The organism is Acidiferrobacter sp. (assembly GCF_054609335.1).
In genome coordinates this window covers 1-13,043 of the sequence record NZ_JBTRWP010000026.1, presented here as the reverse complement: position 1 = coordinate 13,043, position 13,043 = coordinate 1, and the positions used below count along the sequence as shown (strand labels likewise).

At 63.4% G+C, this 13,043-nt stretch carries 11 protein-coding genes and 1 tRNA gene; 5 read left to right on the top strand and 7 right to left on the bottom strand.

What is annotated here, in order from left to right:
* Positions 1 to 11: 11 nt before the first annotated feature.
* Positions 12 to 1,367: a signal recognition particle protein gene (gene ffh / locus ACYCTF_RS08490; protein ID WP_461283232.1), complete on the bottom strand. Its 1,356-nt coding sequence runs from the start codon at positions 1,365 to 1,367 to the stop codon at positions 12 to 14.
* Between the two features lie 110 nt (positions 1,368 to 1,477).
* Between ffh and ACYCTF_RS08485 the strand changes: the two genes are divergently transcribed.
* Together ACYCTF_RS08485 and ACYCTF_RS08480 are read left to right on the top strand one after the other, a co-directional pair.
* Positions 1,478 to 2,290, top strand: a complete 813-nt coding sequence (locus ACYCTF_RS08485; RefSeq protein WP_461283231.1) for a cytochrome C assembly family protein — start codon at positions 1,478 to 1,480, stop codon at positions 2,288 to 2,290.
* Between the two features lie 110 nt (positions 2,291 to 2,400).
* Complete coding sequence (locus ACYCTF_RS08480) at positions 2,401 to 3,693, top strand: HlyC/CorC family transporter (protein ID WP_461283230.1); 1,293 nt, start codon at positions 2,401 to 2,403, stop codon at positions 3,691 to 3,693.
* 4 nt (positions 3,694 to 3,697) lie between these two features.
* On the opposite strand, the gene ACYCTF_RS08475 is transcribed toward ACYCTF_RS08480, so the two are convergent.
* The 3 genes from ACYCTF_RS08475 to rfbD are packed head-to-tail and all read right to left on the bottom strand — an operon-like array spanning position 3,698 to position 6,805.
* Complete coding sequence (locus ACYCTF_RS08475; RefSeq protein ID WP_461283229.1) at positions 3,698 to 5,263, bottom strand: endonuclease MutS2; 1,566 nt, start codon at positions 5,261 to 5,263, stop codon at positions 3,698 to 3,700.
* Positions 5,264 to 5,276: 13 nt separating this feature from the next.
* Positions 5,277 to 5,933: a tRNA (adenosine(37)-N6)-threonylcarbamoyltransferase complex dimerization subunit type 1 TsaB gene (gene tsaB, locus ACYCTF_RS08470; protein ID WP_461283228.1), complete on the bottom strand. Its 657-nt coding sequence runs from the start codon at positions 5,931 to 5,933 to the stop codon at positions 5,277 to 5,279.
* Positions 5,930 to 6,805: a dTDP-4-dehydrorhamnose reductase gene (rfbD, locus tag ACYCTF_RS08465; protein ID WP_461283227.1), complete on the bottom strand. Its 876-nt coding sequence runs from the start codon at positions 6,803 to 6,805 to the stop codon at positions 5,930 to 5,932. The genes tsaB and rfbD overlap by 4 nt, the downstream gene beginning before the upstream one ends.
* Before the next feature lie 302 nt (positions 6,806 to 7,107).
* Between rfbD and ACYCTF_RS08460 the strand changes: the two genes are divergently transcribed.
* Complete coding sequence (locus ACYCTF_RS08460; RefSeq protein WP_461283226.1) at positions 7,108 to 8,148, top strand: aldo/keto reductase; 1,041 nt, start codon at positions 7,108 to 7,110, stop codon at positions 8,146 to 8,148.
* 6 nt (positions 8,149 to 8,154) lie between these two features.
* On the opposite strand, the gene ACYCTF_RS08455 is transcribed toward ACYCTF_RS08460, so the two are convergent.
* Entirely contained in the window at positions 8,155 to 8,733 is a 579-nt protein-coding gene (locus ACYCTF_RS08455; protein WP_461284781.1) for a DUF1345 domain-containing protein, read from the bottom strand.
* Positions 8,734 to 8,837: 104 nt separating this feature from the next.
* Entirely contained in the window at positions 8,838 to 10,250 is a 1,413-nt protein-coding gene (locus ACYCTF_RS08450) for an outer membrane protein assembly factor BamB family protein (RefSeq protein WP_461284780.1), read from the bottom strand.
* Positions 10,251 to 10,459: 209 nt separating this feature from the next.
* Between ACYCTF_RS08450 and ACYCTF_RS08445 the strand changes: the two genes are divergently transcribed.
* Positions 10,460 to 12,184, top strand: coding sequence for an ABC transporter ATP-binding protein/permease (locus ACYCTF_RS08445; RefSeq protein ID WP_461283224.1), 1,725 nt, complete (start codon positions 10,460 to 10,462; stop codon positions 12,182 to 12,184).
* Here the strand turns inward: ACYCTF_RS08445 and ACYCTF_RS08440 are convergent.
* A complete protein-coding gene (locus tag ACYCTF_RS08440; protein ID WP_461283223.1) occupies positions 12,140 to 12,895 on the bottom strand; it encodes a HugZ family pyridoxamine 5'-phosphate oxidase in 756 nt (251 codons plus the stop codon). The genes ACYCTF_RS08445 and ACYCTF_RS08440 overlap by 45 nt on opposite strands.
* 71 nt (positions 12,896 to 12,966) lie before the next feature.
* On the opposite strand from ACYCTF_RS08440, the gene ACYCTF_RS08435 reads away from it, so the two are divergent.
* Positions 12,967 to 13,041, top strand: a tRNA-Val gene (locus tag ACYCTF_RS08435).
* Positions 13,042 to 13,043 lie beyond the last annotated feature (2 nt).

Sequence of the window (13,043 nt, the reverse complement as noted above, 5' to 3'; positions counted from 1 at the left end):
GCAAGGTCCTTCTAGAAGGGTAAACCCGGCATTTTTCCCTTCATACCGGCCAGCATCCGCTTCAATCCCCCCTTACCCATCTGCTTCATGAGGCGCTGGGCCTGAGCGAACTGCTTCAAAAGCCGATTGACCTCCGGCACACCCGTGCCCGAACCCTGTGCGATCCGCCGCTTGCGCGAGCCACGGATGGTGTCAGGAAACCGCCGCTCCTGGCGTGTCATCGAATTGATGATGGCGACGAGCCGACGCGTATCGTGATTCTCCATCTGCGCGCGCGCGGCGCTTGGGAGCTCGCTCATGCCCGGGAGCTTGTCCAGCAGGCTTGCAACACCCCCCATGCGCTCCATCTGCAGCATCTGCTCGCGAAAATCCTCGAGATCGAAACCCTTACCCTTCTTGAACTTGTCGGCCAGGCGCTCGGCGCTTTCGCGATCGACCTTGCGTTCCGCCTCCTCGATCAAGGTGAGGACATCGCCCATGCCAAGGATGCGCGAGGCCAGACGCTCCGGATGGAAAGGCTCCAGGCCGTCGGTCTTTTCGCCCGTACCGAGGAATTTGATCGGCTTGCCGATGACTGCGCGCAGCGACAGCGCCGCGCCGCCCCGCGCATCACCGTCGGTCTTGGTGAGGATCACACCGGAAAGCGGCAAGGCCGCATCGAAGGCCTGGGCGGTGTTCACGGCGTCCTGGCCTGTCATGCTGTCGACGACGAACAAGGTCTCTATGGGATCGGTAGCGGCATGCAGCGCCCGCACCTCGCTCATCATCTCCTCGTCCACGTGCAGACGGCCTGCGGTATCGACGATGAGTACCTCGATCGCCTCGCGACGCGCCAGATCCAGGGCCCGGCGCGCGATCGCCTCCGGGCGCTCCTCGGGCAAGCCCTTATAGAAGGTGACCCCAACCTCCTCAGCCAGGCGCTCGAGCTGATCCATCGCCGCCGGGCGATAGATATCGACACTCACGAGCGCCACCTTCTTGCCTTCACGCTCGCGCAAAAGGCGCGCAAGCTTGGCCGCGCTCGTGGTCTTGCCGGAGCCCTGGAGACCCGCGAGCAGGACCACCGCGGGGGGGCGCGTCGCGAGATTCAGGCGATCGCAGGCCACTCCCATAGTCTCGACGAGGGTGTCATAAACAACTTTAATGACCGCCTGGCTCGGGTTTAAGGTCGCCATCACCTCCTGGCCCAGCGCCCGCGTGCGTATCGTTTCTATGAGACTCTTTGTCGTCGAGAGCGCGACATCGGCCTCCAGCAAGGCGATACGCACCTCGCGCAAGGCCTCGCCGATGTTCTTCTCGGAAAGCCGTGCCTCTCCACGCAGGGTGCGCAGCGCCCCTTGTAAACGCTTACTCAAGGTTTCAAACATTTCCGTCTCCTATTGATGCTGCGCCCGCGGTCAGGGGTCTTGACCAAACGCGGGCCTTCCCGCAGCCCCCCTGGGTATGACATCATCGCGCCACGATACCAATGCCGCCTATGATACAACTCCTCTTCCATATTGTGGCCATCGGCCTGTACACGGTTTCGGCCGTGTTCTACTGGCGCGTACTCGAGACGCTGCCGAACGCCGGGGGCGACCTAAAGCGAGCCATGGCGTTCGGCGGGCTCGGGGTGGTGCTGCAAGGCGCTTTACTCATCGGGGACATCGATCACGACGGCCACCTCACGCTCGGCGTGGGCACCATACTCTCGCTGGATGCCTGGGCGGTGGCCGCCATATTCCTGATAGCGTCCCTGCGCAAACCGATTGGAAGCCTCGGGGCCTTCATTATGCCGAGCACCGCGATCGCCACGATAGGACAGATCTTTCTGCCAGCAAGCAGCGAAGATACGCGCATCTCCGACCCTTGGCTCGTGGCCCATATCGTCATCTCGATCCTGGCCTACAGCCTGTTGAGCATCGCGGTCGTCCAAAGCCTGTTCTTGTGGGTCCAGGAGAGTCGCTTGCGGCGACGCTATACGCGGCAACCGCTGCGCGCCATCCCCCCCATGGAGACCATGGAAACGCTCATGTTCGAGATGATCCAGGTGGGCTTTCTGCTGCTCACGCTGACGCTCGTAAGCGGCTTCTTTTTCTCCGAGCAACTCTTCGGAAACCCGCTGCCGTTCACCCATCACAGCATCCTGTCGCTGGTCGCTTGGCTTGCCTTCGCCGTCCTGCTCATAGGCCGCCGTCAATTCGGCTGGCGAGGCCTGAACGCGGTGCGCTGGACGATCGGTGGCTTCGTGCTCTTGGTCTTTGCCTACTTGAGCGCGGAATTCCTCTTCAAGCTGGTCCTGCCCCGCTAAAAAGCCGCTCCCGCAGCCCTGTTCCGGGGCTCGGGTATCGAGCCGGTCTCGAAAAACGCCGCGGCCTATGGTAGGGTCACTCGCTTCACTCTCTGGAGCCGCCTCGACCCTTGGACCACGTCCGCCTCGCTACGCTGGCCGGCGTATTGATTTTCTTGATCTTCCTCTCGGGGTTCTTCTCCGCGGCCGAAATCAGCCTCATGACGGTCAACCGCTACCGGCTCCGGCACTTGGCCGAAGCCGGTCACCGGGGGGCACGTCTTGCGCGCCGCCTGCTACGGCGTCCCGATCGCCTCTTAGGCGTCGTGCTGCTCGGCAATAATTTCGGGAATATCGCCGCCTCGTCGGTGGCGACTCTGATGGCCATCCAACTCTATGGGGTGGGCGTGCTCGCGCTCGTTACGGGCCTACTTACGCTCGTCATCCTGATCGTGGCCGAGGTCGCCCCCAAGACGCTCGCAGCGCTCTACCCCGAACCGGTCGCCTTCGGGTCGGCCTACGTGCTCACGCCCCTCTTGCGCGTGGTCTACCCGCTCGTAGCCACCATCAACTTCATTGCCAATCACCTGCTGCGGGCCTTCGGGGTGTCGGTGAAACCCAAGACGCCGGATCAAATGAGCGCCGAGGAATTGCGCGCCGTGGTCCTGGAGGCCGGAAGCCTCATCCCCACCTCCCACCGCGCGATGCTGCTCGCCATTCTCGACCTCGAGAAAAGTACGGTGGAAGACGTCATGGTGCCGCGTCGCGAGGTGGAGGGCCTCGATCTCGAGGCCGACTGGGACGAGATCGTGGACCTCCTCGGACGCAGCCATTATACGCGGCTCCCGGTGTTCCGAGGCAGTCTGGATAATGTCATAGGCATGCTGCACGTGCGGCGCGCCCTGCATCTGGCGCTCGCCGGACGACTCACCCGCGAGAGTCTCGAATCGGCGGTCCTTGAGCCCTACTACATCCCCCAGGGCACGCCGCTCGCCACCCAACTCCTAAACTTCAAGACGATGCGTCGCCATATCGGCCTGGTGGTCGACGAATACGGCGACCTCATGGGCCTCGTCACCCTGGAGGAGATCCTGGAGGAGATCGTCGGCGAATTCACGACCCAGGCGCCAGGTACCCCCGACGACATCTTCCCGCAGCCGGACGGCAGCTTCCTCATCAATGGCAGCACCAACATCCGCGACATCAATCGCGCGCTCGGATGGCAGTTGCCTCTGAACGGCCCCAAGACCCTGAACGGCCTCATCACCGAATACCTGGAGGACATCCCGTCACCGGGCACGAGCCTGCTCCTAAACGGCTACCTCGTCGACATCGTGCGTACGCGCGGAACCGCGATCCAGATGGCACGGCTCAAGGTCCATGCCGTAGCGCCGGTGCCCGAACCCGACGACGAGGAAGACTGAGCGCTCAGGGTGGGGGCCTGCGAGCGGCCTCGAGACGGGTGAGATGGGCGCGCGCGGCCTCTAAAAGCGTGGGGGCAAGCCCGCGACGCTCGGCGATCGTGAGCCCATGCGAGGAGCCGCTCTGGCCGACCTCGAGCTCATAAGTCGGAACGAGCTGCTCGCTGTCGAAGCGCATGGTGGCGTTGGTGAGATAGGGGTGGGCGGCCGCGTAGCCCTTGAGCGGGCTTAAGTGGGTCGTGATGATGCCACGCACCGCGCGACGCGCAAGTTCATCGAGTACCGCCATGGCAAGCGCCGCCCCCTCTTCCGGGTCGGTGCCCGTGCCCAGTTCGTCCATGAGCACGAGCGTGTCGGCGCGGGCCTCGTCCAACAGGCGTTTCAAGACCTCCACATGGCCCGCGAATGTGGACAACTGATGGAGCAGACTCTGGCGATCCCCGATGTCCACGATCACGCGACCGAAACAACCGATGACGGCCTGCCCCTCCGCCGGCAGGTGTAGCCCGCAATAGGCCATAGCGACCAATAGGCCCACGGTCTTCAAGACCACGGTCTTGCCGCCGGTATTGGGGCCTGTCACCAGCAGCATCGGATGATGGGCATCGAGCGTGATGGATAAGGGCACGGGCTTAGGCCCGCGCCGATCGGCGAAGGCCAGCAGCATGGCCGGGTGATAGGCCGCCTCCAAACGCAAGGCGGGCTCGGCCGTGAACTGCGGCGCGTGAGCGTTCATATGGATGCTGAGGTGGCCCCCGGCGAAGGCGATATCGATCCACGCGATGGTCCCGAGTAAGGCATCGAGCGGACCTTGCGCAGCATGCACCTCCGCTGTGAGCGCACGGCGCACGGCGAGCTCCTCGGCATCGCGTTCGCCAGCCCGCGCCTCGAGCCGATTATTGGCTGCCACGGCCTCCAGGGGCTCCACCAGAGAGCGGCGTCCATAGGCCGCGGGCCCACGACGCACACCTTTGACCTGGGCGGCCGCCTCGGGGGGCAGCGCCAAAAGCATCCTTGACCCATTCGTGACTATGGTCTCGCCATCCTCATTCTTGAGCGAAAGCGCCGTGAGCCGCGTGGCAAGCACGGCCTCGACCGCCTCGCGCTCACGCGTGAACTCCTGGGCGATCTCCACGAGCCTGGGGCTTGCCCCATCGGTCAGGCGCCCGGTCGGGGTCACCGCCGCCTCCAGGCGCGCCAAGAGATCAGGCGCGCCTGCCAAGGACGCCTCATCGAGACTGAGATTGGGAAAGCGGCCGCAGAGGGCGCGCAAGGGCTCGGCGGCACGCAACAGCTGAGCGATATGGGCAAGCGCGGTCCCGGCAAGGGCGCTCTTCGCCTGGGCGGCCTGCCGTAAGGCCGCGCGTATGTCGGGTAGTCGCGGTAAGGCGTGGGCGCCGCTCTCTATGGCAAGCCGCGCGGCGGTCACCGAGCGCTGCATACCTAAAGCGGTCGCAACGTCCGGGGCCGGGGTCAAGGCGCGGGCCGCATCGGCCCCGTAGGGGGTCGAGGTCAGTCGCTCCAAGAGTCTGCGGATACCCGCGAATTCGAGCGCATCGAGATCGGCGTCCATACGGTGGTCCTCCTTAGATCCGGGCCTGCGCCACGTCGTCGCGCAGATACACGGGTAGCGCATCGCAGGCGTGCACCCATGCGCCCCGGGCGTAGGCCTCCAGGCTCAAGGCCAGCACCGCGGACGCGGTGGGCACGCGCCCGGGATCGCGCGTCTGCACGAGCGCGGGCAGAAAACGATCCACGTACTGATCGACCCCGCTTCCCACGGCGATATCGACGCCCATCGCGCACGACACGCAGTCAGGCGGTCCCACCTGTTCGTCGGCCTCGGGGACTACCAGTCCATTATCGGCGCGTCTGAAGCATCCGTAGTAGACCTCATCGCGACGTGCGTCGAGGGCCGCCAGTATCCGCCGTCCGGGCGCCCCCTGGGCCAGCGCGGCCAGCGACGACACCGGGATCACAGGCAGGTCGCGCGGATAGGCAAGTCCCTGAGCAACGGCGGCGGCCACTCGCAGACCCGTGAACGACCCCGGGCCACGCCCAAAGGCGATAGCATCGATCGCCTCCAAACGAGTCTCCGTCTCGGCGCACAAGGCTCGCAAGAGATCGAGCACGGTCTCGGCGCGCGCCGTGGCGTCACGCACATGGCGCTCGTAGACCGTCTCCCCCTTCCCCAGGGCCACCGATACAGAGGCCGTTGCCGTCTCGATCGCAAGCACGTTCATGGCCGGACCCTTAAGACATCGGCAAGGGCGCGCTGCCATGAAGGCAAAACAATGCCGAAGCGCTCTTCCAGGAGATGGCAATCGAGGACTGAATACGTCGGGCGCCGCGCCGCGGTTGGGTACTCCGCGGTTGTAATCGGCGCAACCTCGACTGTGGCCCCAATAGCCTCTACGATCGCAGACGCAAACCCGTGCCAGCTCGTCTCGCCCATGCAAGCGGCATGATAGAGCCCGCCCGCGCCAGCCGCGTCCGGGTGGCGGAGGATGGCGCTCGTGGCCTCGGCCAGCGCCACGACCGAGGTCGGAGTCCCATACTGATCAGCGACGATGCGCAGCGGCCCTGTGGCGGCCAGACGCTGAACGGTGGTCAAGAAATTGCGGCTCTCGCGATCATAGAGCCAGGCCGTACGCAGCACGAAGGCCATGATCGGACGCGCCAGTACCGCCTCCTCTCCGCGACGCTTGCTGTCACCATAGACGTTGAGCGGGGCCGTGGGATCGCGCTCCTCGTAAGGCGCGCCCTTGCACCCGTCGAAGACGTAATCAGTCGAGTAATGCACAAGCCAAGCGTTGCTTGCCGACGCCGCGTCGGCCAGAAAACCCGGCGCCTGTGCGTTGATTCGGTGTGCCACGTCGCGCTCGGACTCGGCCCGGTCCACGGCGGTATAGGCGGATGCATTCACGATCACGCCCGGCATCAAGCGGCGCACAGTGGCGTGCACTGCCTCCTCGTCTCCCACGTCGCAGTCTGCGCGCCCGAGGGCATGCACGGGTCCTAAGCAGGCCAACACGCGCGTCAACACCCGGCCTAGCTGTCCGTGCGCGCCGAAGATGGCGATCCCGCGCCGCGCCTGCGCGCCTAAGACTGCCATGACCACCCAAGCGCCTTCATATGAGCCACACTTCCAAAGCGATCCATCCTCCACGCGGGCCTGGGCGCGCCTGACTACACGTCTCTCTCGGGCGTACACCGCCGGCCTGCACACGCCGGGTCTTGTGATCTTGAGAACTAAGGAGATTTGAAAAGGCGTCTCCCTGTGCGCAGGCAGTATACGGATAATCGTCTTGCACAATGCAAGGCGCTTCAGGCGTCTCCCTGTGCGCAGGCAGTATACCAAACGGTCCCCGCTGGCGGCGATTTGACAGCCCCGGGGCAAATTGGCAAAGTCCGGCCATGCACAACTATCATCTTCCCGGCACCGACCTCGCCGTGTCTGACATCGGCCTTGGCACCATGACCTTCGGCGAACAGACCGACAAGACCCAGGCCCACGCCCAACTCGACTTCGCGCTCTCCGAGGGCATCACGCTGTTTGACATGGCGGAGATGTATCCCGTGCCCGGCCGTCCGGAGACCCAAGGCGCCACCGAGGCCATCGTCGGCGAGTGGCTGGCCCGTCAGGCGCGCGACCACGTGGTCATCGCCACCAAGGTGGCGGGCCCGTCGCGGGGCTTTACCTGGATTCGGGGCGGCCCACTCGCCCTCGATCTCGCCAATATGCGCGAGGCGCTCGAAGGGAGCCTGAGGCGGCTCAGGACCGATTACGTTGACCTCTACCAGATCCACTGGCCATCGCGCCCTTTGCCGCTCTTTGGCGGCACGCAGTACGAGGTACGCGAAACAGGCGACGAGGCCGCCCGCATCGAAGAACAACTCCATGCCCTGGCGACCCTCGTCGCCGAGGGCAAGGTGCGCTATATCGGGCTTAGCAACGAGACCCCATGGGGCACCATGCGCTTCCTGGAGGCGGCGCAACGCCTCGGATTGCCGCGCGTCATCACCATCCAGAACGCCTACAATCTCCTGAACCGGTCCTTCGAAGCGGGGCTGTCCGAGATCTGCCATCGCGAACGCCTGGGCCTGCTCGCCTATAGTCCGCTCGCCTTCGGGCTCTTGACTGGCAAGTACCTCACGCACACCGACCCTGAGGCGCGCCTGAATCGCTTCCCGCAGTTTGGCCCACGCTATCGCAAGCCGGCGATAGATCCCGCCGTGGAGGCCTATGCGCACATTGCCGAGAGCTTCGGGCTGCCGCTGGGCGCGCTTGCGCTCGGCTTCGTGCGCTCGCGCATTTTCACGGCATCGACTCTGCTAGGTGCTAGCACTCTTGATCAGCTGAAGGAGAATGTCGCGCACGCGAAGATCGTGCTATCCCCCGAGGCGCTCGCGGCCATCGAAGAGATCCACCTACGGTCCCCGAATCCCGCCCCGTAAGGCGTGCTACATGAGGCCCGCGACAATATTGATCGTGAGCGCCAGAATCAGGGTATTGAAGGCAAACGACAAAACCCCATGGAGCAAGGCCGCACGCCGCACACTATGCGAGGTGATGGCAACGTCCGAGACCTGCGAGGTCATGCCGATCACGAAAGAGAAGTACAGGAAATCCATGTAGTGCGGTAAGGCATGTCCCGGAAAGGCGATACCGCCATCATCGCGCACGCCGTCTTGCACGGCCCGCCCGCGGTAGTACTGATGCGCGTAGTGGAAGGCAAAAAGCGTATGCACGACCGACCACGAACAGGCGATCGCCGACACAGAAAGCGCGAGATAAAAGACTTTGCTGGAGGGAGGTGCGGCCTTCACGTACCCCAGAAGAAAGATGATCGCAAAGAGGCTCGCCGTGGCGGCGATGAGCGCGACCAGAAGAAGCGCAAAGCCGCTCTGATCCTGGCCCACGGTACTGCGGGCAGTCTCCTTGGCGTCGGCCCAGGCCATCACCGACCAAGCGAGCGTAAGAAAGACCAGACACGCAGCGTCCCATCCCAAGAGCAGGCGAATGTCCGCTAAGGTGCGCACCGGGACCGCCAGGAACACAGCGATCCCGACCGCTGCTGACACCAAGAGGCGGTGGCGGCCACCCAGCCGCCGCGCCCCCCGTGCCCAAGATCGTAGCACCGCCGTTAAGACGACTTGGCGCCCCCAAGGAGCGTCTTGATCGGCAAGGCATACATCCAGCCGAAGTTGCTGCCGATCAAGTAGGTCTGCCCGATCACGACCCCGTTTTGTGGGCCGAAACCGCCGTGATGCGTCATGTATTTCGACTCTAGCTTGCCGGTCTTGCGGTTGACTACGAATATCGCGCCATTACCAACCGGGAAGATCACATGCGAACCCGACACGCTCGGTGCGGCCTTCATCTTGACCTTGAGAGGCGTGTGCCAGAGGACCTTGCCGCTCTTCAAGTCGACGGCATAGGCGCTCGCCGTAACGGGGCTGCCGGTGTAGATCGTGCCACCCACGATCATGGGGACCGCATCCTTGTTGCGCGGGGGCACCTTGCCGGTCCCAAGCGTCGTCTGCCACAAGACCGTGCCGGTCTTGGCGTCGAGCGCCATCTCGACACTCTTGGCGCGCCTATGCCCCTTGGCTTTCTGCTCGAACTGCGTGACCACGATGCCCTGCGCCTGTGCTGGCGCGCAATCGCCCATGCTGCTCGAGAAGACGCCCTTGGGAGCGATATGCCAGACCAGCTTGCCGGTCTTGGCGTTCACGGCATAAAAGGCGCTCGGATGGGTACCACCCATGATGACGATGTTATGGTAGACGGTAGCCGACGACATGCTCACAAAGGACTTGATGCCGACCCGCCATTTGAATTGACCGGTCGCCGCATCGAGCCCGTAGATGTGGCCATCGCCGTTGCCGAAAACCAGCGTCCCACCGACGATCGCGGGAGTCGGCATATCCTCGCCCTTGGTGTGATACACCCAGGCCAGCTTGCCAGTCGCGGCATGCAACGCATAGATGCCGTTGACATCGGTCCCGCGTACGACCTGCGCGCCCTTGTGCCCGAACTTGATCGCCTGGGTATAACTAAAGGTCGAATTGCCGCCGCCCACATATACGAGCTTGTTGGCGCCCGTCCCGGCCACGAGCGGTGTCGTCATGATCTGGTTTAGCGCATTGAACTTCCAGCGCATATGACCATTCGACGCATCCAGGGCGTAGACGAAGCCATTGTCATCCGGCACATACACCGTGCCATCGGCGACCGCCGCGCCGATCGGGATGCCGACCAGGTCGCGGACTGCGGTGATGCTCACGTAGGTCTTCTTGATGGCGGCCTTCTTCATACCCTTAGGCACCGCGCCCGGGACATGAAAGACCCACTGCACGGCCTTACCTCCAGCATCCTTGTAACGCGCATCATGGGCGGCATTCAAACCATAGAGCGGCCATGTATGAGGCGAGGCCAGCGCGGTCTTGGATGTTGACTCGGAGTCCTGGGGCTTTTTATGGCTGCAACCGGAGAGTGAAGCGAGGGCCGCAAATCCTGCGACGATAGACCGACGTACCGCGGGTCGTGCCTTCATGTTCGTGTTTCCTCCCGAAACATTATTGTGGGGACTACATGGACCAACAAACCCTATGCGATGGCGCAATGGAGGTCAAGGACCGGAAAGTCCGGCCCCGCCACCCCCATCAGGCCATGTTATGATGCGGGAACGAAAGCGGCCCCGGCGCGGTCCGAGGGCCAGACGCTCCAGAGCGTCCCAAATAATGCCGGGGGCCTATCTCACAGATGGAACGGTTCAATCTTGCTTTTTTTCGCAGCGCATGGCACATCACCGCACCTTATTGGAAGTCCAAGGAGCGTTGGTCGGCCTACGGACTGCTCGCGGTGGTCATCGGCTTGAGCCTGGGTCTCGTCTACATCAATGTCCTGATAACAGAGTGGTACAACGGCTTCTACGACGCCCTCCAACATTACAATGAAAAGGCGTTTTGGGCCGACATGCTGCGCTTCTCATGGCTCGCTGGACTCTATATCGCGGGCTTCGTCTATCAGACCTATCTCGGCGAAATGCTCCAGATCCGGTGGCGACGCTGGATGACCCATCACTATCTCGACGACTGGCTGAGCGGACGAGCCTACTACCGCATGCAGCTGCTCCGCGACGGCACCGACAACCCCGATCAACGTATCGCCGACGACATCGGCGCCTTCATACGCGGCATCCTGAAAATCGGCCTCGGGCTTTTGAGTTCGATCGTGACCATAGCCTCGTTCGTGGTCATGCTCTGGACGCTCTCGGACCGCCTGACCATCCCGATCGATGGACAGAAATGGCTCATCCCGGGCTATCTCGTGTGGGCGGCCCTCATCTACTCCGTGGGCGGCACCTGGCTTATGCTGAAACTGGGCCGGCCACTGATCGGTTTGAGCTTCAACCAGCAACGCTTCGACGCCGACTTCCGCTTCAACTTGGTGCGTGTGCGCGAGAACACGGAGAGCATCGCGCTCTACGGTGGCGAAGACCTGGAACACAAGAGTCTCGGCACGCGATTCGCGTACATCTTCCGCAACTACTGGGCCATCATGCGTCGGCAGAAGATCATCAATTGGTTCTCGTCGGGATATGGGCAGGTAGCCATCATCTTCCCGTTCCTGGTCGCGGCGCCCAGTTACTTCGCGAAGCAAATCCAGCTCGGGCTCGTCATGCAAATCTCATCGGCCTTCCAGCAGGTGCAGGGCGGGCTCTCCTATGTCGTGACGATGTATCCCGACCTCGCCGCCTGGCACGCAGTCGTGGACCGACTCACGGGCTTTAGCGAGCACATGCGCGAGGTGCGCGCGACGGCCACCCAGATCGACGCCATCACCCATGAGACCGCCGATACGCTCAGCCTTCAGTCGGTAAGCCTCCATGTCCCTGACGGCCGCCCCTTGCTATCCGATCTGTCGCTATCCGTGGGTCCTGGGGAGACCGTGCTCCTCACGGGCCCCTCGGGTAGCGGCAAGAGCACGCTTTTGCGGGCGCTCGCGGGCATCTGGCCCTTTGGGCAAGGCCGCATCGCCATACCCCCCAAGGCATCCTCACTCTTCCTGCCGCAGAAGCCCTATCTGCCCCTCGGGACCTTGCGCGATGTCCTTCTCTACCCGCACGGTGACACTGAGACGCCGCCCGAGACGATAAGTGAAGTGCTCGCCGCAGTGGGCCTGGCGCGCCTTATACCGCAGATTGACGAGCAAAAGACCTGGCCACTCATCCTATCCCTCGGCGAACAACAACGCCTTGCGTTCGGGCGGATCCTCTTGCAGAAACCCCAATGGATCTATATGGACGAAGCGACATCGGCGCTCGATGAGCAGGCCGAGGGTGAGCTCTATACGCTTCTGCGCAAACGCCTCCCCGAGAGCACCGTGGTAAGCGTGGGCCACCGTTCCGCCCTGAACGCCTATCACAAGACGCGTTTGAACCTAACCGGAAATGGCTCCTGGGAGGTCGTCCCCACGGGCGCTTGAGGCCCGCGACATCCGCACGAAGGCCTCGCGTAGCCCTTGGGCATCACGCACCGGGGCGTCGAAGTCGATACGCAGACGACCCTTGCGGGTCGCCACGTCGAAGCCCTCGGGGTCAAGCCCGACAAGGCGGGGTTCGGGCTCGTCCACACCATGGGCGCGGCAGTAGCGGACCAGGGCATCCTTGTGGTCAGCATTCATGTGCACCACGGCCCCGCTCTCGGCGCCCACCAATCCCGCATCGAAGGCGTCCGCCGCCAGGCGGTAATCCTCGCCGCGGATCCAGTGGATGTCGCCGAAGCCGCCGATAAAGCGTACCCGCTCGACCGCCACCTTATAGAAACGGAAGTCGTGGATGGCGAAATATTCCTGTGCCTGCGGCAGATAGCGCAGGTAGCGGTCACGCAGACTCTCGTTCTGTTCCGTGATAACAGCCCGCCCCAGAAGCGTCACCCGACCCGACTGCTGGATGTCGCTCTTTTCGTCCTCCCAGGCGATCAGGCTCACCCGCTCGTCCTGCTTGATATTGTGGCTGTGCTGCGCCAGATCCGACAGCAAAAGGATGGGGTTCCCCTCGAAATCGAGGATATAAGGCGCGACGGACCCGAAGGGCCACCCCCCCATCTCCGCCGATAATGTCGATAGGATGCCGCTGCTGTGGGTGCGCGCCAAGCGGCGGGCGTCCCGGACTGCCTTCCGATAGTTCTCGCTCATGGAAATCATTCTAACAAAAGGCGTCCCGAAATTGACCAAGTCCCTGGTTTTCCGTAAACTCACACCGCACCGGGCGATTAGCTCAGCGGTAGAGCACTGCCTTCACACGGCAGGGGTCAGTGGTTCGAACCCACTATCGCCCACCATA